19 protein-coding genes are annotated in these 24987 nt (G+C 73.7%); 3 read left to right on the top strand and 16 right to left on the bottom strand.

Annotation, left to right across the window (positions count from 1 at the left end):
* Positions 1-120 precede the first annotated feature (120 nt).
* Complete coding sequence (locus AB0A94_RS20790; RefSeq protein WP_361746275.1) at positions 121-807, top strand: DUF5995 family protein; 687 nt, start codon at positions 121-123, stop codon at positions 805-807.
* Between the two features lie 21 nt (positions 808-828).
* Here AB0A94_RS20790 and AB0A94_RS20785 read toward each other — a convergent pair whose 3' ends face one another.
* From AB0A94_RS20785 to rpe, 11 genes are all read right to left on the bottom strand, one after another.
* A complete protein-coding gene (locus AB0A94_RS20785) occupies positions 829-2526 on the bottom strand; it encodes an NAD(P)/FAD-dependent oxidoreductase (protein ID WP_361746273.1) in 1698 nt (565 codons plus the stop codon).
* A 44-nt stretch (positions 2527-2570) separates the two neighbouring features.
* On the bottom strand, positions 2571-3359 hold the full coding sequence (locus AB0A94_RS20780; RefSeq protein ID WP_361746271.1) for a carbon-nitrogen hydrolase family protein: 789 nt from the start codon (positions 3357-3359) through the stop codon (positions 2571-2573).
* Between the two features lie 406 nt (positions 3360-3765).
* Positions 3766-4968: an MFS transporter gene (locus tag AB0A94_RS20775; RefSeq protein WP_361746269.1), complete on the bottom strand. Its 1203-nt coding sequence runs from the start codon at positions 4966-4968 to the stop codon at positions 3766-3768.
* A gap of 164 nt (positions 4969-5132) precedes the next feature.
* Complete coding sequence (locus AB0A94_RS20770) at positions 5133-7313, bottom strand: bifunctional polysaccharide deacetylase/glycosyltransferase family 2 protein (RefSeq protein WP_361746267.1); 2181 nt, start codon at positions 7311-7313, stop codon at positions 5133-5135.
* The gene (locus tag AB0A94_RS20765; RefSeq protein WP_361746265.1) at positions 7313-8017 is read right to left on the bottom strand and encodes a hypothetical protein; all 705 of its coding nucleotides are present in this window, start codon (positions 8015-8017) and stop codon (positions 7313-7315) included. Before AB0A94_RS20765 ends, AB0A94_RS20770 begins: the two co-directional genes overlap by 1 nt.
* A gap of 56 nt (positions 8018-8073) precedes the next feature.
* Complete coding sequence (locus AB0A94_RS20760) at positions 8074-8526, bottom strand: Lrp/AsnC family transcriptional regulator (RefSeq protein ID WP_361746263.1); 453 nt, start codon at positions 8524-8526, stop codon at positions 8074-8076.
* A 10-nt stretch (positions 8527-8536) separates the two neighbouring features.
* A complete protein-coding gene (locus AB0A94_RS20755; protein ID WP_361746261.1) occupies positions 8537-10015 on the bottom strand; it encodes an amino acid permease in 1479 nt (492 codons plus the stop codon).
* 284 nt (positions 10016-10299) lie between these two features.
* The gene (locus AB0A94_RS20750; protein ID WP_361746382.1) at positions 10300-11742 is read right to left on the bottom strand and encodes a GuaB1 family IMP dehydrogenase-related protein; all 1443 of its coding nucleotides are present in this window, start codon (positions 11740-11742) and stop codon (positions 10300-10302) included.
* Positions 11743-11809: 67 nt separating this feature from the next.
* On the bottom strand, positions 11810-12214 hold the full coding sequence (locus tag AB0A94_RS20745) for a barstar family protein (RefSeq protein ID WP_361746259.1): 405 nt from the start codon (positions 12212-12214) through the stop codon (positions 11810-11812).
* A gap of 177 nt (positions 12215-12391) precedes the next feature.
* Positions 12392-13435: a sugar-binding domain-containing protein gene (locus AB0A94_RS20740; RefSeq protein WP_217129967.1), complete on the bottom strand. Its 1044-nt coding sequence runs from the start codon at positions 13433-13435 to the stop codon at positions 12392-12394.
* A 78-nt stretch (positions 13436-13513) separates the two neighbouring features.
* Positions 13514-14200 carry a ribulose-phosphate 3-epimerase gene (gene rpe, locus AB0A94_RS20735; protein ID WP_361746257.1) on the bottom strand — a complete coding sequence of 229 codons (687 nt, stop codon included), beginning with the start codon at positions 14198-14200 and terminating at the stop codon, positions 13514-13516.
* 161 nt (positions 14201-14361) lie between these two features.
* On the opposite strand from rpe, the gene AB0A94_RS20730 reads away from it, so the two are divergent.
* Positions 14362-16503: an MMPL family transporter gene (locus AB0A94_RS20730; RefSeq protein WP_361746255.1), complete on the top strand. Its 2142-nt coding sequence runs from the start codon at positions 14362-14364 to the stop codon at positions 16501-16503.
* Here AB0A94_RS20730 and AB0A94_RS20725 read toward each other — a convergent pair.
* Together AB0A94_RS20725 and fmt are read right to left on the bottom strand one after the other, a co-directional pair.
* On the bottom strand, positions 16484-17902 hold the full coding sequence (locus AB0A94_RS20725) for a transcription antitermination factor NusB (protein WP_361746253.1): 1419 nt from the start codon (positions 17900-17902) through the stop codon (positions 16484-16486). The genes AB0A94_RS20730 and AB0A94_RS20725 overlap by 20 nt on opposite strands.
* Before the next feature lie 66 nt (positions 17903-17968).
* Positions 17969-18901, bottom strand: coding sequence for a methionyl-tRNA formyltransferase (gene fmt / locus AB0A94_RS20720; RefSeq protein ID WP_361746251.1), 933 nt, complete (start codon positions 18899-18901; stop codon positions 17969-17971).
* Positions 18902-19233: 332 nt separating this feature from the next.
* On the opposite strand from fmt, the gene AB0A94_RS20715 reads away from it, so the two are divergent.
* Positions 19234-19776: a hypothetical protein gene (locus tag AB0A94_RS20715; protein WP_361746249.1), complete on the top strand. Its 543-nt coding sequence runs from the start codon at positions 19234-19236 to the stop codon at positions 19774-19776.
* A gap of 73 nt (positions 19777-19849) precedes the next feature.
* On the opposite strand, the gene AB0A94_RS20710 is transcribed toward AB0A94_RS20715, so the two are convergent.
* The 3 genes from AB0A94_RS20710 to coaBC all read right to left on the bottom strand — a co-directional run bounded on the left by AB0A94_RS20710 (position 19850) and on the right by coaBC (position 24964).
* Positions 19850-21997: a primosomal protein N' gene (locus AB0A94_RS20710; protein ID WP_361746248.1), complete on the bottom strand. Its 2148-nt coding sequence runs from the start codon at positions 21995-21997 to the stop codon at positions 19850-19852.
* Between the two features lie 315 nt (positions 21998-22312).
* Positions 22313-23521, bottom strand: coding sequence for a methionine adenosyltransferase (gene metK, locus AB0A94_RS20705; RefSeq protein ID WP_361746246.1), 1209 nt, complete (start codon positions 23519-23521; stop codon positions 22313-22315).
* A 240-nt stretch (positions 23522-23761) separates the two neighbouring features.
* The gene (coaBC, locus tag AB0A94_RS20700; RefSeq protein WP_361746244.1) at positions 23762-24964 is read right to left on the bottom strand and encodes a bifunctional phosphopantothenoylcysteine decarboxylase/phosphopantothenate--cysteine ligase CoaBC; all 1203 of its coding nucleotides are present in this window, start codon (positions 24962-24964) and stop codon (positions 23762-23764) included.
* Positions 24965-24987 lie beyond the last annotated feature (23 nt).

Here is a 24987-nt window from a genome sequence, read left to right as displayed (position 1 = left end):
GGGCACGCGGGCCTGACACGGTACTGCTCCCCCTCCCCCACGACGGGCGCGTTCCCCCGTTCCGGGGAAGCGTCGGGCCCGCCGCCACTGGTCCCACCCTAAAGGTGCGACTCTGCGCTCATGCCGCAATGCGAACAAGTCCTCACACCTGTGGACGGGGTCATCTCCCGTCTGCGCGCGCTCGACGCGGCCCTGCCCGCGCGGGACGGGGTCGCGGTGTTCAACCGTGTCTACCTCACCGTCACGGAGGCCGTGGACCGGCGGATCGACGCGGGCCGGTTCCCGGACGCGCGGGCGGCGATCACGCTGGACGTGCGGTTCGCGGAACGCTATCTGGCGGCGGTGGACGCGGTGTCCCGGGAGCGGCGGCCACCGGCCTGCTGGCGCCCGCTGTTCCAGTTCCGCCGGCACCCCGGAGTACGCCCGCTGCAGTTCGCGCTCGCGGGCGTCAACGCGCACATCGGCCACGACCTCGCGCTCGCCGTCGTGGACACCTGTCGTACGCTCGCCTGCGAACCCTGCGATCTGGAGGACGAGTTCGACCAGGTGGGCGATCTCCTCCTCTCGCTGGAGGACCGGATCCGCGAGGAGCTGACCCCGGGACCCGAACTGCTGCGGATCGCCGACCCGCTGACCCATCTGCTGGGCGCGTGGAGCCTGGAACGCGCCCGGGAAGCCGCCTGGACGGCGGCCCGCGCCCTGTGGGCGCTGCGCGGACTGCCGGACGTTGCCGGGGAGTTCACCGAACGCCTGGACACGGCGGTGGGCTTCGCCGGCCGCATGCTGCTCACCCCGCTGCCGGACTGACCCGGCGGCGGGGAGGCGGGCTCAGTCCTCGGGGAGTTCGACCGGGGCGATCTCGTCGTAGAGGTCGCCGGGGCCCGGGTTGGTCGGGTCGGTCTCGCCGCCGAAGTGGTGCATGACGCCCCAGACCGCGTTCAGCGCGGTCTGGACGGCGCCCTCCGCCCAGCCGGCCGTCCAGGAGATGTCGTCACCGGCGAGGAAGATGCCCCGCTTGTCCTCGGGCAGCTGCTCCTGCATGAAGTGGGTGAACAGGCGGCGCTGGTAGCGGTAGTGGCCGGGCAGGTTGGCCTTGAACGCGCCCATGAAGTAGGGCTCGTTCTCCCAGGAGACGGTCACCGGGTTGCCGATGATGTGCTTCCGGATGTCGACCTTGGGGTAGATCTCGCCGAGCGACTTCAGCATGACCTCCATCCGCTCGTTCGCGGACAGCGGCAGCCACTTCAGGCTGTCGTCGCACCAGGTGTAGGAGAGGCAGATGACGGCGGGCTTGTCCGGGCCGTCGTCCAGGAGGTAGGTGCCCCGGGTCATCCGGTCGGTGAGCGTCATCGACATGACGTCCCGCCCGGTCTCCTCGTCCTTGTCGAGCCAGAACGGCCGGTCCACGGGCACGAAGAGCTTGGAGCTCTCCATGTAGTGGGTGCGCTCGATGGCGGTCCAGTGGTCGATCGGGAAGAGTGAGTCGTCGCAGGCGATCTTGGACAGCAGCATCCAGGACTGGGCGGTGAAGATCGCCGCCCGGTAGGTGCGGATGTCCCCGTCGGCGTCCGTCACCGTGATGCGGTTGCCCGCGGTGCGGTTGAGCCGGGTGACCGCCGGGCGGGGCTCGCCGTCCGGGTGCAGGGACTTCAGCGAGGTGCCGTACGGCCAGTGGACGATCTTCTCCGGCTCGCGCTCCCAGAGCCTGAGCGGCAGTTGCTGGGAGCCGCCGACGATGCCGCGGTGGTGGTCGTCGGCCTCGGTGTAGACGACGCGGAGGATCTCCAGGATGGAGTTGGGGAAGTCGGTGTCCCAGCCGCCGGTGCCGAAGCCGACCTGGCCGAAGATCTCGCGGTGCCGGAAGGACCTGAAGGCCTCGGAGTCGCAGAGGAAGCCGTAGAAGGTCTGGTTGTCGAGCTTCTCGACCAGCTTCGCCCAGATCTCCCGGATGCGCGGGACGTCGCGCTCGCGCAGGGCGCGGTTCATGTCGGAGAAGTCGGCGCCCTCTTCGAGGCACCTGGCCCAGGCGTCGGCCACGTCGCGGTAGACCTGGGGCAGGTCGTCGAGGGTCTCGGCGTAGTGCGACTCGCCCTTGAGGTCGACGACGGTGGACGGCGTCGCCTCGGCGAGGGGATTGGGGAAGGGGCGGGTCTCAAGGCCCACCAGGTCGATGTAGTGCTGGAGCGCCGTGGAGGACGGCGGGAAGCGCATCGCGCCCATCTCGGCGGTCAGGGAGTCGTCGCAGCCGTCGAAGCCCACGGTGCGCAGCCGACCGCCGATCCGGTCGGCCTCGTACACGACCGGCTTCAGGCCCATCTTCATCAGCTCGTACGCGGCGACGATGCCGGACAGGCCACCGCCGATCACCGCGACCTCGGTGCCGTGCTCGGTCGCCGGCACCTGTCCGAGGCCCGCCGGGTGGGCGAGGAAGTCGTCGTAGGCGTACGGGAAGTCCGGGCCGAACATGGTGATCGGCGGCTGCTGCTCGTCGGCGTGCTCGATCGCGTTGGGCACGGTGGACGTCATGGGGTACGGACTCCTTGCACGGGTGAAGCGGGGGGCGGGGGTGTTCAGACGAGGGACCCGTAGAGGCCGGGGCGGCGGTCGGCCAGATACGGGTTCGCCTCGCGGGAGGCGGCGAGGAAGACCGGGTCGGCGTCGGCGAGGACCAGTTCCTCCTGGCGGCCGGCGCGGGTGCGGGCCACCCCGTCGGGTCCGACGAGCGTGGACAGCCCGACGAACTCGAACTCGCCCTCGCGGCCGACCCGGTTGACGTACGCCACGTACATCTGGTTCTCGAAGGCCCGCACCGGCACCAGGTGCTCGGCGACGAACTGGAACGGGTGCATCTGCGCGGTCGGCACGAGCAGGAGGTCGGTGCCGGCGAGGGCGTGGGCGCGCACGTTCTCCGGGAACTCGACGTCGTAGCAGATCATCAGGCCGACGGTGAGGCCGTTCAGCTCGGCCTGGACGACGGGCCGCTCGCCCGGTGTGAAGTGGTCCCGTTCGAAGCAGCCGAAGAGGTGGGTCTTGCGGTGGTTCGCGAGGCGGGTGCCGTCGGCGGAGATCAGCTGCACGGAGTTGAAGACGCGCTCGCCGTCCCGCTCGGGGTAGCCGTAGGCGACCGCCAGGCCGTGCCGGGCGGCGCTCTCCGCGATCGCGTCGGCCGCGTCGCCGTCGGCGGGCTCGGCGAGCCGGCCGATGTCGTCGCCGATCGCGTACCCCGTGAGGAACAGCTCCGAGGTGACGAGCAGCCCGGCGCCCGCGGCGGCGGCACGGGCGGCCGCCTCGTCGAGGACCTTGAGGTTCTCGGCGACGGATCCGGGCCGGCCGGAGCTCTGGAGCAGGGCGGTGCGCATGCGTGTTCCTCGTCGGTACGCGGGGGTTCGGGGGGCCAGATAGAAGGTACGGTCGGCCGGCTCGGGCGGACAAGGCGGAGCCGTTGCGCGTCGGTGAGCGGTTCGTTGCGTCCGGTCGGGGGGCGGCGGCGATTCGTTGCGCGGCGTCCGTTCCCGGGGTGCCGGCGGTCCGGCGAGCCTGGTGGGGGTGGGGACGGTGGGGGCGGGGTCGCGCGGTCCGGCACCGTACGGAGTGCTCCGCGGTGGTGTGGGCCGGAGGGTGTTCGCGCGGCTCGGCGCTTGCGGGGTGCCTCCCCCGCTCTCGGCTTCTCCCCCACTCTCGGCTTCGCTCGAGCGGGGGAACCCCCATCGCCCTGGGGGTGGGGGGCGGTCGCAGGCGCTGCGCCCGCCCCCGGACCGGCATCGCTCACGGGCGTTTCTTGGCGGTCCCGGCTCCGGTCCCGACGAGCAGCAGCACCGCCGTCACCAGGTACGGCACCGCGAACACCGCGAAAGCGGTACTGTGCGCGCCGCCCGAGGCGATCAGCGCGTAGCCGCCGTAGACCGCGATCGTCGCCAGCTCCGTGCCCAGGCCCGCCACCGAGGTGAGGGTGGCGCGGCCGGTGTCCCCGATGCGCCGCTGGAGGCGGGCGTCGGCCAGCACGGTCGCCGCCTGGAAGCCACCGAAGGCGAGGGCGACGAGACCCAGCCCCCAGGGGGAGCCGTCGGCCGCGCCGACGGCCAGGGCGAGGCCGGCACCGGCGAGCAGCGCGGCGAACCCGGTCGTGCCGAGCCGCTCGCCCTCGCCGGCCAGCAGGCTTCCCGCGGTGGCACCTGCCCAGACCAGCAGGAGCAGCCAGGGAACCGTCCCGTCCGCGACGCCGGTCCCCCGCACCAGCAGCGGCGTGTACTCGTCGAGGGCGCCCCAGACGGCGCTCACGGCCGGAACGAGCAGCAGCGCCCCGCGCACCGACCGGTCGGCGCGGGCCTCGGCGAGCCCGGCGCGCAGGGTCGCCGTCCAGCTCTCGTGTCCGGTCTTCGGGGAGCGGTGCTCGGGGAACCGGAGCGCCGTGGCCGCCGCCAGCAGGCACACCGCCACGCTGGCGGCCCCGACGGCGGTGTGGCCGCCCCGGGCGAACACCGGACCGGCCAGTCCCATCGCCGCCATCACCGCGACCAGTCCGGCCGCGCGGGCCCGGCCCATGACCCGGGCGTAGCGGCCGGCCGTGCCGAGCCGTTCCAGTTCGTCGTGGACCAGGGCCTCGAGCGCACCGGAGCCGAGCGCTCCGCCGGCGCCCCACAGCACGAAGCCGAGGGCGAAGGCACCGTACGACGGGACGAGCACCCACAGGGCGAAGCCGGCGCCGGTGAGCAGCGGGCCGAGCCACAGCAGCAGGCGGCGGGAGACGGCGTCGGCCCAGACGCCGGAGGGGACCTCCAGCAGTACGCCGGTCACCGACCACAGGGCGAACAGGGAGGAGATCTGCCCGACGGACAGACCGGTGTCGCTGAACAGCAGCGCGTACACCGGGTAGAGCAGGATGAAGTCTTCGAGGAACGCGTAGCCGTACAGCGTGGTCGTCAGCCGTCGCACGCGGACGTCGGTGGCACGCGTGGGCGTGGGAGTCATGAGGCCTTCCCGTAGGGGCGGTTCGGACACCGGACGTGGAGGACGTACGGCGTCCGAGGCGGCCCTCGGGAGGCGCGGCTGGTGGATCAATGTCGCCAGGTCATGCCACCGATGTTAGTCGGACCGACGGGTCCGGTGCCGTCTTTTCCCGCGCGGTCGGGCGCTCACGGTTCCCGGGCGGACGGCTGGGGCGGCAGCAGCACGTCCCCGCTGCGCTTGAGCCGTTGCCAGGGCAGTCGGTATCCGCTGAGCGCGGTGAGGCACGCCTGAGTGAGCACGAGGTACATCAGCTGGCGGTAGACGACCTGCTGGAACGGGAGTGCCCACAGGGGGCGGAGGCTCTCACCGTCGAGGCGGAAGGCGCAGACCGCGCAGAGGGCCTGCACGGCCAGCACGCCGGTCCACGCCAGCATCGTGGCGAGCGGGTCGCCGAACAGCAGGCCGTAGACGGTCAGCAGGTCGATCAGCGGGGCGAGGAGCGGGGTGACGATCTGGAAGACGGCCAGCATCGGCAGGCCGAGGCGGCCGAAGCGGCCCGCGTGGCCGCGTTCGAACAGCGCGTGCCGGTGCTTCCACGCGGCCTGCATGGTGCCGTAGCTCCATCGGTAGCGCTGGCGCCACAGTTGCCGCAGCGATCCCGGCGCCTCGGTCCAGGCGAGGGCATCCTCGACGTAGCGGATCTCCCATCCGGCCCGGTGGAGGGCCATGGTGATGTCGGTGTCCTCGGCGAGGGTGTCCCCGCTCATCATCCCGGCGTCCCGGAGGGCCTCGGCGCGGAAGGCCCCGACGGCGCCGGGGACGGTGGGCAGGCAGCGCAGCAGGTCGTACATGCGGCGGTCGAGGTTGAACCCCATGACGTACTCGATGTGCTGCCACCGGCCGAGCAGGCTCCGGCGGTTGCCGACCTTGGCGTTCCCGGCGGTGGCGCCGACGGCGGGGTCGGCGAACGGCTGGACGAGGCGGCGGACGGTCGAGGGGGCGAAGACCGTGTCGGCGTCCAGCATCACGACGAGGTCGTGGGAGGCCCGCAGGATGCCGGTGTCGAGGGCGGACGCCTTGCCGCCGTTCGGCCGGCGCAGGACGGTGACCTCCGGGAGGCCGAGGGACTCCGCGACGTCGGCGGTGCCGTCGTCGGAACCGTCGTCCACAACGATGATCTCGACGGGATGGTCGCCGGCGGCGAGCGAGCGGAGCGTCTTGGCGATGCACAGTTTCTCGTTGCAGGCGGGGACGACGACGCTGACGGGCCGGGTGACGGGCCGGCCGGGGCCGGGGGGCGGGCGCCGACGGGCGTGGTGGTGGGCGAGGACCAGCATCAGCGCGCACCGCGCGAGGACGAGCGCCCCGACGGTCAGCAACAGCACGCCGACGACCGACACCGCCGTCCCCGAGACGGTCACGGCGGCCACGATCATCCGGCCCTTCCACGACGTTCCGGTGTCGGCGGGGCTGGTGAGGCTGTCGGTGCCGAGGAGGTCGGCGAGGGTGGTGAAGCGGTAGCCCTGGGCCTGGAGCCGGGGGATCAGGATGTCGAGCGCTTCAACGGTCTGCGACCGGTCCCCTCCCGCGTCGTGCAGGAGGACGACCGCTCCCCGGCCCGGCACCCTCGGTGTGGCAGCGTCGGCGATCGCCCGGGCGCCCGGCCGTTGCCAGTCCTCGGTGTCCTGGTCGATGAACGCCAGGACGTAGCCCTTCCCGCCCAGGTGCCGGGCGACGGACCAGGCCGGCCCGTCCAGGGCGGCGGTGGTCGAGGAGTACGGCATCCGCATGAGTGAGCTGTTGATGCCTCCGGCTCCGGCGAGGGCGAGCTGCGTCAGCGCCAGCTCGCGGTCGATGTCGCTCGCGGACCGCGTGGCCAGGTCCGGGTGGGAGAAGGTGTGCACCCCGATCTCGTGACCGGACCGGATCACCTCGCGCAGGGTCTCGGGGTGGCGCACGACCTGCCGGCCGGTGACGAAGAAGGTACCGGGCGCGCCGTGGCGGTCGAGAACGGCCCGGACGCGGGGCGTCCAGACGGGGTCCGGGCCGTCGTCGAAGGTCAGGACCACCGTCCTGTCCGGTGCCCGGTAGGTGCTCAGGCCGTCACGGGTGGTGTCGACGACCGGGCCGCCGCCGGTGACCTCCCGGGGGGCGCCGGTGACCGGTTCTCCGGTGCGCCCCTCCTGGTCTCCGGAGAAGCCCCGGGTCGTGTACCCCTCGACCAGGAGCACCGAGACGACGAAGGCCAGCAGGACGAGCGGGACGACGACGCGGAAGCGGTGCCGGGACGGCAGGGGCGCTCGGGTCCGCCGCGGCCCGGGTGTCGCCGGTGGGGGGCGGACCGGCCGGTGCGGGCGCCGCCGCATCAGGGGGCTCCGGTCACCGGTGCGTCGCCGGGCGGGGAGGCGCCCGGGTCGCCGGGGGTGCCGGACGGCGCCTCCTGAGGGGGCGCGGGCGGGGTGGGCTGCGGCGTTCCGGGCGGGGGCTCGGGTGCCGGCGGCGGGGCCGACGGATCGTCCGTATCCGCTGCGGGCGGCTCGTCCGTGCCCGGGGGCGGCGGAGGGGCGGGGCCGCTTCCCGTGCCGGGCGTGGGTGCGGACGGGTCACCGGGGGCCGGGGCGGCGGGCCGGTCCGCCGGCGTCCCCGTCGCGGAGGGCTCCGGTTCGGCCGGGACCGTCGGCACCGGCCCGCCGGGGACGAGCAGGGAGCCGGAAGTGAGGAGCGGGGCACCGGGCGACGTCAGCAGCGGAACCGGCGGGGAGCCCGGACCGCCCGCGACGCCGCCGAGGCCTCGGCGTCCCGGATCGAGCACGCCGCCGGGCAGTCGGCCCCCGTCGTCCGGGCTCCGCCGTTCCGGCGCGGACGGTGCCGTGACGTCTCCGGGCAGGGGCGGCAGCATCGCCCCCGGCGCGAAGGGCGTCGCTCCCATGAGGCTCAGTCCCAGCATCGCCATGTACGCGGCCGCCAGGCCGGCCACGCCGTATCCGGTACGCCGGAGCACGCGCGCACGCCTGCCGGAGGAGTCGACGAACACGGGAACGCTCACACCGGCCGGCGATTCGATCCCCATATGTCCGGAATCATGCCGATCCAGCATGACGTCAGCCTACGCCGGTACGGGCCTCCCTACGCGGGCGATCCCGACGAGAACCGCCGCAGCAGCGGGGACAGCACCAGCACGGACTTGGTCCGCTCGACGAACGGCTCGCCCGCGATGCGTTCCAGGACCCGTTCGAAGTGGCGCATGTCGGAGGCGAAGACCTGGGCGACCGCGTCCGCGTCACCGGTGACGGTGGAGGCGGCCACGACCTCCTGGTAGCGCTCCAGACCCCGCTGGATGGTCTCCGGGGAGGTGTTGCTGCGGCAGTAGATCTCGACGAACCCCTCCGTCTGCCAGCCGAGGGCGGCGGGGGCGACCCGTACGGTGAACCCGGTGATGGCCCCGGTGGCGCGCAGCCGGTCCACCCGCCGCTTCACGGCGGGGGCGGACAGGCCGACGAGCTGGCCGATGTCCGCGTAGGAGCGGCGGGCGTCCTCGGCGAGGGCGTGCACGATGCGTTCGTCGAGATCGTTCAGCACTGCGGGTGGTTCACTTCGCTTCTGATGTGTCCGGTGCGGCGAGCCGGGAGCGGCGGTAGCCGTACAGGAAGTAGAACACGAGTCCGGCGGCCATCCAGACACCGAAGACCACCCAGGTGATCGTGGACAGGCTGCCCATCATCCACACGCAGAACGCGAAGCCGAGGGCGGGCATGAGCGGCGACAGCGGCACCCGGAAGGTGCGGGGCATGTCGGGGCGCGTCCGGCGCAGCACCACGACGGCCACGTTGACCAGCGCGAAGGCGAACAGGGTGCCGATGCTGGTGGCGTCGGCGAGCTGGCCGAGCGGGATCGCGGCGGCCAGCACGCCGCAGAAGAGGGAGACGATCAGGGTGTTGGTGCGGGGCGTGCCGGTCTTCGGGCTGACCTTGCCGAACGCCTTGGGCACGAGGCCGTCCCGGGACATGGCGAACAGGATGCGGGTCTGGCCGTAGAGCACGGTCAGGACGACGCTGGCGATGGCGATGACGGCGCAGAACGCCAGCAGGGTGCCCCAGAAGCTCTGGCCGGTGACCTCGCGCATGATCTGGGCGAGCGCGGCCTCGGAGTCGGTGAAGTGCCGCCAGGGCTTGGTGCCCACGGCGACGGCGGCGACCAGGACGTACAGCGCGGTGATGATGGCGAGCGACAGCAGGATGGCGCGGGGCAGGTCGCGCTGGGCGTTCCTGGCCTCCTCACCGGCGGTGGAGGCGGCGTCGAAGCCGATGTACGAGAAGAACAGCGTCGCCCCGGCGGCGCTGACGCCGGCCATGCCGAGCGGCATGAAGTTCTCGTAGTTGCCGGAGCGGAAGCCCTGGACGCCGATGGCGCAGAACAGCACCAGCGCGCCGATCTTCACGACGACCATGATCGTGTTGGCGCGGGCGGACTCGCGGGCCCCGCCCATCAGGAACGCCATGGCGAGCAGGACGACGATCAGCGCGGGCAGGTTGAAGACGCCGCCGTCGCCGGGCGGGGCGGACAGCGCCGCCGGGATGGTGACGCCGACGGTGCCGTCGAGCAGTTCGTTGAGGTACTCGCCCCAGCCGACGGCTACGGCGGCGACCGAGACCCCGTACTCCAGCATCAGGCACCAACCGCAGACCCAGGCGACAAGCTCGCCCATCGTTGCGTACGCATACGAATAGGAGGAGCCGGAGACCGGGATGGTGCCCGCCAGCTCGGCGTAGGAGAGGGCGGAGAAGAGGGCCGTGAGACCGGCGATGACGAAGGACAGCGTGACGGCCGGACCGGCCTTGGGGACGGCCTCGCCGAGGACGACGAAGATGCCGGTGCCGAGGGTGGCACCGATGCTGATCATGGTCAGCTGCCACAGCCCCAGGGACCGCCGCAGGGAGCCGCCCTCACCCTGGCCACCCTCCGCGACCAGGCGTTCCACGGGCTTGCGGCGCATGAGGCGCGCGGCGACGCCCGGAGACGGCGGGGCGGCGGGGTGGCCGTTGTGCGGGGGTGCGCCTTGGTCGAGCACGCGCTGACTCCTTCGTCGCTGCCGGTCTTCCGCGGCAGGGACCGACGACGTCCCGCGACAGCCGGAACCCGTCGGGCGGGGTCCTCGCCGCACCACGTACAGCGCGTAACCCTACGAGGTTCTTCGTTGCTTCTGAAATGCAGCAACCTTGCGCACCTGCGCAAGATCATTGCGTTACCGGCGGGGACGCGGGTGTTCGTTGCGCGGGGGCTTTCGACCGTTGCGCGCCGGCCCCCGTCGATCCCGGGGCGGGATCGACGGGGGCCGGGCGGGGACGGGGGCCGTCAGCTCCAGCTGGCGTGCAGCGGCTTGCCCTCGGCGTAGCCGGCGGCGCTCTGGACGCCGACGACGGCCCTCTCGGCGAACTCCTCGAGCGATCCGGCCCCCGCGTAGGTGCAGGAGGAGCGGACGCCCGCGATGATCGAGTCGATCAGGTCCTCGACGCCGGGGCGGGCCTGGTCGAGGAACATGCGGGAGGTGGAGATGCCCTCCTCGAACAGGCCCTTGCGGGCGCGGTCGTAGGCGGACTCCTCGGAGGTGCGGTTGCGCACGGCACGCGCGGAGGCCATGCCGAAGGACTCCTTGTAGGGACGGCCGTCCGCGTCGTGCTGGAGGTCGCCCGGGGACTCGTGGGTCCCGGCGAACCAGGAGCCGATCATCACGTTGGACGCGCCGGCGGCGAGCGCCATCGCCACGTCGCGCGGGTGCCGGACACCGCCGTCGGCCCACACGTGCTTGCCGTACTTCCTCGCCTCGGCGGCGCACTCCAGGACGGCGGAGAACTGCGGCCGGCCGACGCCGGTCATCATGCGGGTGGTGCACATGGCGCCGGGGCCCACGCCGACCTTGACGATGTCGGCGCCGGCCTCGATCAGGTCGCGGACGCCCGCGGCGGCGACGACGTTGCCGGCGACGATCGGCACCCGCGGGTCGAGGTCGCGCACCAGCTTCAGCGCGCTGATCATCGACTCTTGGTGCCCGTGCGCGGTGTCGATGACGAGCGTGTCGACGCCGGCGTCCAGCAGCTGCCGGGCCTTGCCGGCCACGTCGCCGTTGATGCCGACGGCGGCGGCTATGCGGAGCCTGCCCTGCGCGTCGGTGGCCGGGGTGTACAGGGTGGCGCGCAGGGCGCCCTTGCGGGTGAGGATGCCGGCCAGGCGGCCGTCCCGGTCCACGGCGGGCGCGTAGCGGCGGTTGGCGGCGTCGAGGGTGTGGAAGGCCTCGCGCGGGTCCGTGTCCGCGTCGATGAGGATCAGGTCCTTGGACATGACCTCCTCGAGCTGGGTGAAGCGGTCCACTCCGGAGAGGTCGGTGTCGGTGACCACGCCGATCGGCTTGTACTCGTCGTCGACGACGACGCCCGCGTTGTGCGCCCGCTTGGGCAGCAGGGAGAACGCGTCGGCGACGGTCTGGTGCGGGGCCAGCACGATCGGGGTGTCCAGGACGTGGTGGCGGCCCTTCACCCAGGAGACGACCTCGGTGACGACCTCGATCGGGATGTCCTGCGGGATGACGACGAGTCCCCCGCGACGGGCCACGGTCTCGGCCATGCGGCGGCCGGCGATGGCGGTCATGTTGGCGACGACCAGCGGGATGGTGGTGCCCGTGCCGTCCGGGGAGCTGAGGTCCACGCCCTGCCGCGAGCCGACCGCGGAGCGGCTCGGCACCATGAAGACGTCGTCGTACGTCAGGTCGTACGCGGGCTGGATGTCGTTGAGGAAACGCACGTGCTGCACATCCCAGTCGATCAGAGGTGGCCCCCGGACAGGTCAGCCAGGGGGAAGAGCACGTACTTCATTGTCCCATGTCGACCGGAGCGCCATCTCCGGGCGGATCGTCCAGGCTGGTCAGAGCCCTGCTCGGAGGATCCTCCAAGGGTCGGGGCCACGATGGGGGCGGCGTCAGGCCGGCCGTCTCGGCGAACACGTCCCGGGCGGTCGCCCACTCTGCGGAACGCGCCGCCGCGTACGCCCGCCGGCCGCGTACGACGATCAGCGGCCCTCGTTCCACGGCTCCCTCGAGCCGGACGGTGTGATCGGAGAGGGAGTCGGCGAGGACGTCCCCGTCGCGGCCGAACCGGTCGGCGGGGGCAACCGCGTCCGTGCCGGGGCCGCAGGCCCTCGAAGTCGCCGAGGACGGCGCCGTCCCGGTCGTGCGGGAAGGGGGCCACCCGCGTCGACGGGCTCCGGGGTGCGGCACGCCCCGGCGGGCGGACCGGCTGTCCGGACGGTGTCCGTGCCGTCGGCCCACGCGGGCGCCGGCCCGTCGTCACCGGCGGACGAGCGGCCGGCCGGCAGGGCGGGCGGGACGCGGGAGCAGGGCCTGTCGCGGCACCGTGCGGCGATGCCGCCGGGCCCGCCCCCGCCTCACCCGCCGTCAGGGGCCGTCCGGGTCCGCGCGGTTGAGGGCGGACCGCGGGGTGGTCCCCGCCGTCATCAGGTAGTCCGCGGCCGACGTGTCCGTCACCAGGCTGGTGACGAGACCGGAGCGCAGTACGGCGTCGATCGCGGGCCCCTTGCGCTGACCGCCCGCGATCGCGACGACCTCGGGAACCCGGCGCAGCTGGTCGGTCTTGACCGTGATGCACCGCTCCCCCAGGTCCCGGCCGACCCGGCGCCCCTCCGCGTCGAAGAGGTGCGCGGACATCTCCGCGGCGACACCGAGGGAGGCGTAGTGCGCCCGCTCCTCGTCGCTGAGCATGTCGTGCACCGTGGAGATGCCCGGCTCCCAGGAACCGATGGAGACGCAGGCGACGGTGACCTTGTCGAAGTACTCGAAGGCCCGCGCGATGCCGGTCTGGTGGCGCAGCGCCTGGGCGGTGGCCGCGTCCGGCAGCAGCATCGGCGCGTAGATGGGGTGGGCGTCGCCGCCCGACACCTGCGCGGCGCGGCGCACGGCCTCCACCGAGCCGCGCTCGGCGGTCCCGGCGTCGTACACGCCCGTGAGCTGCACGACCGTGCAGGGCGGCAGCCGGTCCAGGGCCGCCGCCATGTGGATGGTGGACCTGCCCCAGGCCAGGCCCAGCACGTCCCCTTCGTTGACCAGCTCACCGAGCAGGTCGGCGGCCACCTCTCCCAGGTTCTCGGGGTCGGGTGTCTCCGCGGCCTCGGCCGGGGACTCGACCACGACGGCGTGCCTCAGGCCGTACCGGGCGCGGAGCGCGTCGGAGCGCTCGGCGTCCAGCTCGGCCGGCACGCGGATCTCGATCCGCACGAGATCCCGTTCGAGGGCGGTCTCCAGGACCCGGGCCACCTTGAAGCGGCTGACGCCGAACTCCTCGGCGATCTGGATCTTGGATTTGCCCTCGAGGTAGAAGCGGCGGGCCATGGCCGCCGCCTGCACCAGCTCAGCGGGTCCCATCCGCATGGCTGACCGGCCCGCCGACATACCCGACACGGCGATCTCCTCACTGCTGTTCACACTCTGGATTCGCCGTTCATCCTTGCAGATCCGGCGCGGTCGATCAGCCCTGCCGGGCGCCGTTCATGTTCCTGACGCTCAGTGGTCGCATGCCCACGACGCCTTGGCCGTCGCGGCCTCGGCCTGGTTGCGCAGTGCACGTACCGCCTCGGCCGGGTCCGCCGCCCCGTACACGGCGGAACCCGCGACGAAGACGTCGGCGCCGGCGTCGGCGCACCGCTCGATGGTGGACGCCGAGACCCCGCCGTCGACCTGGAGCCAGAGCTCGAGACCGTGCTTGTTGATCAACTCGCGGGTGCGGCGAATCTTCGGAAGCATGATGTCGAGGAAGGCCTGGCCCCCGAACCCCGGCTCGACCGTCATGATCAGCAGCATGTCGAGTTCGGGGAGCAGGTCCTCGTACGGCTCGACGGGGGTCGCCGGCCTCAGCGCCATGGAGGCACGGGCGCCCTTGGCGCGGATCTCCCGGGCGAGCCGTACGGGCGCGGTGGCCGCCTCGACGTGGAAGGTGACCGAACCGGCCCCCGCCTCCACGTACTGGGGCGCCCATCGATCGGGGGCCTCGATCATCAGATGGCAGTCCAGCGGGGTGTCCGTCGCGCGGGCGAGCGACTCCACGACCGGCACGCCGAGCGTGAGGTTCGGGACGAAATGGTTGTCCATGACGTCGACGTGGAGCCAGTCGGCTCCTTCCACCGCCTTCGCCTCGTCGGCGAGGCGGGCGAAGTCGGCGGACAGGATGCTGGGGCTGATCTGCGGGGCCATGCGTCAAGACTGCCATGCCCTCCGGGGGTTGTGTGCGTGGGTCCCGTGCGGGGACGGTCGTGCGTGGTCCGCGGGCCGGTCGTCGCCGCCCGTGCCCGCTCGGCGAAGCCCCGGACGTTGCTGCCCCGCGCCCCTCTGGGGGCGCTCTTGCGGAGGTCTCCATGACAGGTGGCCGTGGTGTCGCGCGTCTCGTGTGCGGGCGGCGCTCCAAGTGGCTGGTGCTCGGGCTGTGGGTCGTGGTGCTGCTCCTGACGGCACCGTTCGCCCAGAAGCTGGCCGACGCGCAGGACAACGACGCGGCGTCGTGGCTGCCGGGGTCCGCCGAGTCCACGCAGGTGCTGGAGATCTCCGAGGGCTTCCGGCCCGAGCAGATCCCCGCGATCGTGGTCTACGCGCGGGACAGCGGGCTGACGGCCGCCGACCGGGCGCGGATCGCCGAGGACGTGGAGCAGCTCGAGCGGCTGGACGACCACGGCGTCAGGGGCGACGAGACCCTCGGCCCGGTCTTCGACCGGGAGGCCGGCCCCCGTGCCGCGCAGGTCTTCGTGCCGATCACGATGGACGCGCAGGGCTGGGAGCGGATCGGCCCCGCGGTCGACTCCGTCCGCGACCACGTCGGCGGGAGCGGTGACGGACTCGCCGTGCACATCACCGGCCCCGGCGGCACGTCCGCCGACTTCGCCGAGGCGTTCGAGGGCATCGACTCCACGCTGCTGCTGTCCGCGATGGCCGTCGTCGTCGTGATGCTGCTGATCACCTACCGCAGCCCCACCCTGCTGCTGGTGCCGCTGCTCGCGGTGATCTGCGCGCTGTTCACGGCGCAGGCCCTGATCTACTTCCTGGCCGAGTACGCGGGGCTGACGGTCAACGGGCAGAGCGCCGGCATCCTCACCGTGCTGGTCTTCGGCGCGGGCACCGACTACGCCCTGCTGCTGGTCGCCCGCTACCGGGAGGAGCTGCGCCGGCACGAGGACCGGCACGAGGCGATGGCGCTGGCCCTGCACCGCGCGGGTCCGGCGGTGCTCGCCTCCGGCGCGACCGTCGTCCTGAGCATGCTGGTGCTGCTGACCGCCGAGATGAACTCCACCCGGGGACTCGGCCCGGTCGCCGCGATCGGTGTCGCGGTCGCCCTGCTGGCCATGCTGACGCTGTTCCCGGCGCTGCTGGTCGTCTGCGGCCGGTGGATCTTCTGGCCGGTGATCCCGCACCACGGCGCCCCCGATCCGACCGAGCGGGGCGTGTGGGCGCGCACGGGCCGCCGCATCGCCCGCCGCCCGCGCCTGGTCTGGGGTGTGACGACGGTGGTGCTGGCGGTCTGCTCGCTGGGCCTGGTCCAGCTCCGCGCGGAGGGCATCGGCAACGCGGACGCGTTCACCGGGAAACCGGACTCGATCACCGGGCAGGAGGTCTCCGCGCGGTACTTCCCGGCCGGCAGCGGCGATCCGCTGGTCGTCGTCGGCAACCGGGCGCAGGCCGAGCAGGTCGGCCGCGCGGTCGCCGGTACGGAGGGGGTCGTCCCGGAGTCCCTCGGGCTTCCCCCGGGCACGAAGCCGTCGTTCGAGGGCAAGGTGCTCTTCGAGGCCACCATGACCGCCCCGTCGGACAGCGAGGCGGCCAAGCAGACCGTGGAGCGGGTCCGTGACGCCGTGCACGCGGTACCGGACGCCGACGCGCAGGTGGGCGGCGGTACGGCGGCGCTGCTGGACATGGACGAGGCGACCGCCCACGACAACAGGCTGATCATCCCGCTGGTGCTGGTGGTCGTCCTGCTGATCCTGTGCGTGCTGTTGCGCGCCCTGATCGCCCCGCTGCTGCTGATCGCGACGGTGATCCTGTCGTTCGCGGCGGCGCTCGGCCTCAGCGCCCTGGCCTTCCGGCACGTCTTCGGCTACGCGGGCGAGTCGACCGACTTCCCGCTGTTCGTCTTCGTCTTCCTGGTGGCCCTGGGCATCGACTACAACATCTTCCTGACCACCCGCATCCGCGAGGAGGCCGCCCGCCAGGGCACCCGGCCGGGCGTGGTCACCGGCCTCGCGGCCACGGGCGCCGTCATCACCTCGGCGGGCCTGGTCCTCGCCGGCACCTTCGCCGCCCTCGGCACGCTGCCCATGGTCGCGTTCGCCGAGATCGGCTTCGCGGTCGCCCTGGGCGTGCTGCTGGACACCTTCGTCGTGCGGTCGGTGCTGGTCACGTCCCTGTTCCTGGACGTGGGCCCGAAGGTGTGGTGGCCGCACCGGCTGGCCCGCGAGGACGGCGGCGAGGTGAGGGAGCCCGAGGAGAGCCTCAGCCGGTCCGACGGATGAGGGCCAGGTACATCGCGTCGGTGCCGTGCAGGTGCGGCCACAGCTGTACGTCGGGGCCCTCGCCCAGATCCGGTACGCCGGGCAGCAGCGGCCGGGCGTCGATCAGGTCGGCCTCCGGGAACTGCTTGAGGAGGTCGGCGACCACGGCCCGGGTCTCCGCGAGGTGCGGGGAGCAGGTGGCGTAGCCGACGACACCGCCGACCCGTACGGACTCCAGGGCGGTGCGCAGCAGCCCGCGCTGGAGGGGGGCGAAGCCGTCCAGGTCCTCCGGGCGGCGCCGCCAGCGCGCCTCGGGGCGGCGGCGCAGGGCACCGAGGCCGGTGCACGGCACGTCGACCAGCACCCGGTCGAAGCTGCCGGGCCGCCACGGCGGGCGCGTCCCGTCGGCGACGACGACCTGGTACGGCCCCGGGTTCCCGGCGAGCGCTTTCGCCACCAGACCGGCCCGGTGCGGCTGCTTCTCGGAGGCCAGCAGCACGGCGCCCCGCTCGGCGGCGAGCGCGCCGAGCAGCGCGGCCTTCCCGCCCGGCCCGGCGCACCCGTCCAGCCACATCCGGTCGGGACCCTCGACGGGCGCGTTCGCGAGCGCGAGCGCGACGAGCTGGCTGCCCTCGTCCTGCACGCCGGCCCGGCCCTCCGCGACCGCCGGGACGGCGCCCGGCTCCCCGCCCTCGGTGAGCCGCACCGCGTACGGCGACCAGCGGCCGGCGACGGCGGCCTCCTCGTCGAGCAGTTCGGTGGTCGTCGCCCGCCCGGGACGGGCGACCAGGGTCACCTCGGGCCGCTCGTTGTCGGCCCGCAGCAGCTCCTCGACGCCGGCGCGCCCGCCGCCGAGGGAGTCCCACAGCGCGGAGACGACCCAGCGGGGGTGCGAGTGCACGACGGCGAGGTGGTCCTCGGGGTCCTCGTCGTAGGGCGGCGCGACCCGCTCCAGCCAGCCGTCGAGATCGTCCTGCGCGATCTTCCGCAGCACGGCGTTGACGAACTTGGCGCGGCCGTCGCCGAGCACCACCCGGGCCAGTTCGACGGTGGCGGACACGGCGGCGTGCGTCGGGATCCGCGTACCGAGCAGCTGGTGCGCGCCGAGGTCCAGCACGTCCAGCACCGGCGGGTCCACCTCGCGCAGCGGCCGGTCGACGCAGGCGGCGACGATCGCGTCGTACGTCCCCTGGCGGCGCAGCGTGCCGTACACCAGCTCGGTGGCCAGCGCCGCGTCGCGGGCGTCGAAGTCGCCGTTCTCGCGCGCCTTGCGCAGCAGCGGGGGCAGGACGAGGTTGGCGTACGCGTCCCGCTCGTCCACGGCCCGCAGGGCCTCGAAGGCGAGGATGCGGACGGGGTCCTTCTTGGGCCGGCGGTAGGGCTTGGCGGGCCTGCGGGGCCGACGGGGCTGGTCGCTCACGAAAAAAGTGCTCCGGATGTGGGGTGAAGTGCGCTCTCCAGCCTACGTCGTGGAGATCCGGGGGCGTCAGGCGCCGACGGTCTCCCCGGCGGCGATCCGCACCCCGCGCGCCCAGTCCGCCGCCCGCATCGGCTTCTTGCCCTGGGCCTGCACCCACAGCAGCTCCACGGCGTACGAACCGGTGCCCACGTACACGTTGTTCTTGCCGACGGACAGCTGCCCGGGCGCGAGGTCGGTCAGGTCCGGTACGGGGGCGGCCTGGACGATCTTCAGGCGCTCGCCCCGGAAGGTGGTCCAGGCGCCGGGCGCGGGGGTGCAGCCGCGCACCACCCGGTCGACGCGCAGCGCCGGGGTGCCCCAGTCGACGCGGGCGTCCTCGACGGTGACCTTGGGGGCGAGGCTGACGCCGTCGGCGGGCTGCGGTACGGCCTTCAGGGTGCCGTCCTCGATGCCGTCCATGGTGGCGGCGAGCAGCCCGGCGCCGGCGAAGGCGAGCCGGGTGAGCAGGTCGCCGCTGGTGTCGGTGGGGCGGATCTCCTCGGTGACGGTGCCGTAGACGGGCCCGGAGTCGAGGCCCTCCTCGATGAGGAAGGTGGCGGCGCCGGTGATCTCGTCGCCGGCCATGATGGCGTGCTGCACGGGTGCGGCGCCGCGCCAGGCGGGCAGCAGCGAGAAGTGCAGGTTGACCCAGCCCCGGGCGGGGATGTCGAGGGCGGCCCTGGGCAGGAGGGCGCCGTAGGCGACGACGGGGCAGCAGTCCGGCGCGATCTCCTCGAGCCGCGCCAGGAACTCGGGGTCCCTGGGCTTCGCCGGCTTCAGCACCTCGATCCCGGCCTCCTCCGCCCGCTCGGCGACGGGGGAGGCGACGAGCCTGCGCCCCCGCCCGGCGGGCGCGTCGGGCCGCGTGACGACGGCGGCCACCTCGTGCCGCCCGGAGGCGAGAAGAGCGTCCAGTGCGGGAACGGCGACCTCGGGGGTACCGGCGAAGACGAGCTTCATGGGGTGCTTGGGGCCTCTCGGGCGAGGACGGACACGGGCGGCGCACCAGTCTATGGGGGTGCCGAAGGAACCACCCGTGCGGGGAGAGCCGCCGACGGCGAGGCAGCCCCACGGCAGGTCTCCGCCTCCCGACTCACCGGGAACGGATGGTGCGCGGGTGGCGGACACGCCGGGGCCGAGGGCCGAGGCGCACCCCGCGCGGGGGCGTACGCATATGCCGCCACGCCCCCACCCCGTGACCAGCGGAGCGCCTACGCGTTGGTCAAGAAAGAGTTGACCAAGGGCCCCGCCACGGGCCCGATTCCTTTCACGCCGGTTCGAGAGGCTTGTTCATGGCCGACCACGCAACCCACGACGCCCAGGCTCGGGCCAGCCTGCACTTGCTGGTGCGGGACATCGAGCGGGTCCGCCGGCAGGTGGACGCGCTGCGCACGCTCACCGCCCAGCTGGGCAACGTCTACCGCCCGCGCCGCTCCGGGCCCTCCACGGGCTTCGTCGTCTACGGACGTGCTCCCGCCCCCACGGTCCGTCTCGCCCAGGAGCTGCGGGACAGTGTCGAGACCCTGGTCACGGCGGCCGTGGACTTCGACCGCTCCCTGGGCTTCTCGTGGGACGCCGTGGGCTCGGCGCTCGGGGTCACCAAGCAGGCGGTCCACCGCCGCTACGGCGCCCGCCGCGCCGCCGCCCAGGCGTCGGCGGCCGCCGAGGCCGCCGCGGAGGCGCCGGGCACCCGCACGGTGAACGCGGTCGCCGGCGTCACCACGGTGCCGACGGTCCCCGCGGCCCACTCCATGCCGACCCAGCCCACGGCCGGCAGTCCGTCCCTCCTCGACGACCCACGCCCGACGGCCCTGCCCTCCCCCCGCAACGGCTGAGCCCCCGCTCGCCGCCCCACCGCGCCCTCCCGGACGCACCGCCCCCGGGAGGGCGCGGCACGTCCCGGCGGGTTCAGCCGATGTCCGGAGGGTCGATGCGGACCCATACGGGGGTGGTCCCGCCCCGGGCCGTGCGGGTCGCCTGGGCGGACTTCAGCGCGGCGGCCAGCGCGGCGCCGTTGCCGGGAGGCACCCGGACCAGCGCCCGGTCCCAGTGCTCGCCGGGGGGCGGTGCGCCCGGCCGGCGCGGGCGGCCCGCCGGGGTGACCGGCAGGGGCACCGGACCCAGGATCTCCGCCCGCGCGGGCAGCTCCACCGCGCGGAGGAACTCGGCCACCGCCTCGCCCGGCCCGGACACCGCAGCCATCCGGGACACCGGCGGGAACCCCAGTTCGCCCCGCTCGGCCAGTTCCCGTACCGCGTGCCCGACCGGGTCCCACCGGACCAGCGCCTGCACGGGCCGCAGGGTCGGCTCGGCGACCACGACCACCGTGCCGCCCGCCGACTGCGGCCGGACCAGCGCCGCCGCGCCGATCCAGCGGCGCAACGCGTCCTCCCCGGCCCGCAGATCGGGCCGGCCCAGCATGGCCCACCCGTCCAGCAGCAGCGCCGCCGCGTATCCGCTCTCGGCCACCGGCTCCGCGCCGGGGGTGCTCACCACCAGCGCGGGTGTCCCCGGCACCGTGTCCAGTACGTGCTCGCGCCCCGAGGTGCGCACCGGGACCGCGGGGAAGGCCCGGCCCAGCTCCTCGGCGGTCCGCCGCGCCCCGACCACCTGGGCCCGCAACCGGAACCCGCCGCACTCGGGGCAGTGCCAGCAGCTCTCCTCGCGCCCGCACCACTCACACCGCAGATCGTCGGACCCCGGTGCCTGCAGCGGCCCGGAGCAGTGCCGGCACCGGGCGGGGGCCCGGCAGCCGGCGCACGCCATCCGCGGCACATAGCCACGGCGGGGCACCTGTACGAGCACCGGCCCGTGCCGCAGCCCCTCCCTGGCGGCCTGCCAGGCGAGGCTCGGCAGCCGCGCCGCGCGGGCGGCCTCGTCACGCGCGAGGTCCCCGTCCCCCACGGTCCGCACCAGCGGCGCGGCGGCCCGCACCCGCTCCCTCCCGGCGACCAGCGGCCGGGCCCAGCCGGTCTCCACCAGCTGGGCGGCCTCCACGGTGCAGTGCCGGCTGCCCAGCAGGAAGCCGCACCTGTCCTGCGCCGCCCGCAGCAGCAGCACCTCACGGGCGTGCGGCTGCGGGGCGTGCGGCTCGCTGTGGCTGTCGTCGCCGTCGTCCCAGACGGCGACCAGCCCGAGGTCCCGGACCGGCGCGAACATCGCCGCCCGGGTCCCGACGACGGCCCGTACGGAGCCCCGCCGCACGGCGAGCCACCGCGCGTACCGCTTCTCCGGCCCGGCGTCGGCGGTGAGGACCGCGTGCCGTCCCTCCCCCAGCAGTTCGGTGAGCGCCGCGTCGACGCGGGCCACGGCCCTCCCGTCCGGCAGGACGACCAGCGCGCCCCGCCCGGAGGCCAGGGTCGCGGCGACGGCGCGGGCCAGTTCCTCGCTCCACCGCGGCCCCGGCAGCGCGTTCCACACGGCCCGTGGGGCGCCTCCCGAGGCCAGCGACTCCAGGAAGGCCGGCCCCTGCTCGTACCGCTCCCAGGAGCCGGGTGCGGGCGCCGGGGGCGGCGGCAGCGGGTCGGGCGAGGGCCGTCGCTCCGCGCGGGCGTTGCGCGGCGGCACGGCGAGCTGGAGGACGTCGGCGAGGCTGCCCGCGTACCGGTCGGCGACCGCGCGGGCGAGGCCCAGCAGCTCCTCGCCGAGCACCGGTTCGGGCGAGACCACCTGCGCCAGCGCCGCCAGGGGTCCCGAGTAGTCGGACTCGGCGAGGCGCTCGACGAGGAACCCGTCGATCAGTCCGCCGCCCTCGCGCCGCCCCTCCCGCACCCGGTGCCGTCCGGCCCCGAACCGCACCCGCACCCGCACCCCCGGCTGCGCGTCGGCGTCCAGTTCCTCGGGCACGGCGTAGTCGAAGTAGCGGTCGAGGTGGAGCACGCCCTTGTCGACGAGGACCCGGGCGACGGGCAGTTCCCCGGCGAGTGCGGCGCCGCGCCAGGTGCGTGGTTTGGCCCGGGGCGCCCTGGCCTTGCGCACGCTCTCCCTGATGAGCGCGAGCTGCTCGGGCGGCGCGCCCTCCGCGCCGCCCTCCGGCTGTCCGTTCTCGCTGCTCACGCCTGCATTCTTACCAAACGCGACTGACAGCGGCGCCGGGCCCGGGATCGGCGCCGGGCACGGACGTCCGAAGGGGCTTCCGCCTCGGGCCGCTCGGCCGTACCGGTCCGGGACCGTCAGCAGGATCCGGACCCGCGAGGGGCGGCGTCCCCGGAAGTGTCCGTGCCCTTCGCACCGGGCCGTGACGCCGCCGCACCACGAGCGCCGCACGTACTTGTGCGGCGTGCACGGGTACGTACGGCGCCCCGTACGCGCCGAGGCCCGGCGGCCCCTCTGAAGGGGGCCGCCGGGCCTCGGGGAGACGCGGGGTGGGGCTTACAGCCCCGCCGCCTTGCGCAGGGCGTCGACGCGGTCGGTGCGCTCCCAGGTGAAGTCGGGCAGCTCACGGCCGAAGTGGCCGTAGGCGGCGGTCTGGGCGTAGATCGGGCGCAGCAGGTCGAGGTCGCGGATGATCGCGGCCGGGCGGAGGTCGAAGACCTCGTCGATGGCCCGCTCGATGTTCTCGGTGTCGACCTTGGCGGTGCCGAAGGTCTCGACGAACAGGCCGACCGGCTCCGCCTTGCCGATGGCGTACGCCACCTGGACCTCGCAGCGGGCGGCCAGGCCGGCCGCCACCACGTTCTTGGCGACCCAGCGCATCGCGTACGCCGCCGAGCGGTCCACCTTGGACGGATCCTTGCCGGAGAAGGCGCCGCCGCCGTGGCGGGCCATGCCGCCGTAGGTGTCGATGATGATCTTGCGGCCGGTGAGGCCGGCGTCGCCCATCGGGCCGCCGATCTCGAAGCGGCCGGTCGGGTTCACCAGCAGCCGGTACTTCTCGGTGTCGAGCTTGATGCCCTCGTCCAGGAGCGCCTTCAGCTCCGGCTCCACGACGAACTCGCGGATGTCGGGGGCGAGCAGCGACTCCAGGTCGATGTCGGAGGCGTGCTGGGAGGAGACGACCACGGTGTCCAGACGGACCGCCTTGTCACCGTCGTACTCGATGGTGACCTGGGTCTTGCCGTCCGGGCGCAGGTAGGGGATGGTCCCGTTCTTGCGCACGTCGGACAGGCGCTTGGACAGGCGGTGCGCGAGGAAGACCGGCAGCGGCATCAGCGTCGGCGTCTCGTCCGTCGCGTAGCCGAACATCAGGCCCTGGTCGCCGGCGCCCTGCCGGTCGAGTTCGTCGTCGTCGCCCTCGACGCGGGCCTCGTAGGCGGCGTCGACGCCCTGCGCGATGTCCGGGGACTGCGCGCCGATGGACACCGACACACCGCAGGAGGCGCCGTCGAAGCCCTTCTTCGAGGAGTCGTAGCCGATCTCCAGGATCTTGTTGCGCACCAGCGTCGCGATGTCCGCGTACGTCTTGGTGGTGACCTCGCCGGCCACGTGCACCAGGCCGGTGGTGATCAGGGTCTCGACGGCGACCCGGGAGGTCGGGTCCTCACGGAGGAGTGCGTCGAGAATGGTGTCGCTGATCTGGTCAGCGATCTTGTCGGGGTGACCCTCGGTCACGGACTCCGAGGTGAACAGACGACGGGACACAACGCTCCCTGGGGTTGCAGCGGCTGCTGGCTGATCATTGGCGGACGGCGGGGGCTGCACCCGACGCCGTCCGTGGAACAGTTTATCGGTCGCGCTTCGCCACGGGTCCCCCTGTCTCGTCTCGCGAGAGCGCTGTGACCTGCGGCACGGGCATTCTGCCCACGCCGGGCGAGGTTGGCCAGAGGCGCCACGCCCCGAACGAGCCGGGTTTCGGGGAACCGCGGACGAAGAATGAATCACTCATCCGAGGCGTTCGGCCACCAGGTCCCACACGGTTTCGGCCAGGGCTTCCTTCGGGCCGTGCGCCACGGGGGTCTCGCTGCCGTCGGCGCCCAGCACCACGGCCTCGTTCTCCTCGGAGCCGAAGGTCCTGTGCTCCCCCACCTCGTTCACCACCAGCAGGTCGCAGCCCTTGCGCTTCAGCTTGGCGCGGCCGTTGGCGAGCACGTCGTCGGTCTCGGCGGCGAAGCCGACGATCACCTGTCCGGCGCGCACCCGGTCACCGGAGATCTCGGCGAGGATGTCCGGATTCCGTACCAGGGTGATGGGCTCGGGCTCCCGGTCGTCCTTCTTCTTGATCTTGCCGGTGGCGTAGGCGGCCGGCCGGAAGTCGGCGACGGCCGCGGCCATGACCACGGCGTCCGCGTCGGCGGCGGCGCCGAGGACGGCCTCGCGCAGCTCCACGGCGGTCCCGACCCGGACGAGGTCCACGCCCGCCGGGTCGGGCAGGGCGGTGTTGGCCGCGATCAGCGTGACGCGGGCGCCGCGGGCGGCGGCGGTGCGGGCGAGGGCGTAGCCCTGCTTGCCGGAGGAGCGGTTGCCGAGGAAGCGGACGGGGTCGAGGTGCTCGCGGGTGCCTCCGGCGCTGACGACGACGTGCCGGCCCGCGAGGTCGGGCGCGGTGACGCCGCGGGCCAGCACCCGGCGGCAGACCTCGAAGATCTCGCCCGGGTCGGGCAGCCGGCCCTTGCCGGTGTCGGCGCCGGTGAGGCGGCCGACGGCCGGTTCGATCACGACGGCGCCGCGGCGGCGCAGGGTGGCCACGTTCTCCTGGGTGGCCGGGTGCTCCCACATCTCGGTGTGCATGGCGGGGGCGAAGACGACCGGGCAGCGGGCGGTGAGCAGGGTGTTGGTGAGGAGGTCGTCGGCCAGGCCGTGGGCCGCCCTGGCCAGCGTGTCCGCGGTGGCGGGGGCGACGACCACCAGGTCGGCGTGCTGTCCGATGCGGACGTGCGGCACCTCGTGGACGTCGTCCCAGACCTCGGTGGAGACCGGGTTCCCGGAGAGCGCGGACCAGGTGGCGGCGCCGACGAAGTGCAGCGCGGAGGCGGTGGGGACGACCCGGACGTCGTGCCCCGACTCCGTCAGCCGCCTGAGCAGCTCACAGGCCTTGTACGCGGCGATGCCGCCGCTGACCCCCAGAACGACCTTCGGCTTGTCCACCGTCTCTCCCCGGACCTCGGAAA

Source organism: Streptomyces sp. NPDC044984, assembly GCF_040646935.1.
GTDB lineage: Bacteria > Actinomycetota > Actinomycetes > Streptomycetales > Streptomycetaceae > Streptomyces.
This window is presented reverse-complemented; position numbering and strand designations above follow the sequence as displayed.

Coding starts and splice junctions, on each gene's coding strand:
- AB0A94_RS20790 (WP_361746275.1), top strand. CDS start 121: ATGCCGCAATGCGAACAAGTCCTCACACCTGTGGACGGGGTCATCTCC.
- AB0A94_RS20785 (WP_361746273.1), bottom strand. CDS start 2,526: ATGACGTCCACCGTGCCCAACGCGATCGAGCACGCCGACGAGCAGCAG.
- AB0A94_RS20780 (WP_361746271.1), bottom strand. CDS start 3,359: ATGCGCACCGCCCTGCTCCAGAGCTCCGGCCGGCCCGGATCCGTCGCC.
- AB0A94_RS20775 (WP_361746269.1), bottom strand. CDS start 4,968: ATGACTCCCACGCCCACGCGTGCCACCGACGTCCGCGTGCGACGGCTG.
- AB0A94_RS20770 (WP_361746267.1), bottom strand. CDS start 7,313: ATGCGGCGGCGCCCGCACCGGCCGGTCCGCCCCCCACCGGCGACACCC.
- AB0A94_RS20765 (WP_361746265.1), bottom strand. CDS start 8,017: ATGGGGATCGAATCGCCGGCCGGTGTGAGCGTTCCCGTGTTCGTCGAC.
- rpe (WP_361746257.1), bottom strand. CDS start 14,200: ATGGCCCCGCAGATCAGCCCCAGCATCCTGTCCGCCGACTTCGCCCGC.
- AB0A94_RS20730 (WP_361746255.1), top strand. CDS start 14,362: ATGACAGGTGGCCGTGGTGTCGCGCGTCTCGTGTGCGGGCGGCGCTCC.
- fmt (WP_361746251.1), bottom strand. CDS start 18,901: ATGAAGCTCGTCTTCGCCGGTACCCCCGAGGTCGCCGTTCCCGCACTG.
- AB0A94_RS20715 (WP_361746249.1), top strand. CDS start 19,234: ATGGCCGACCACGCAACCCACGACGCCCAGGCTCGGGCCAGCCTGCAC.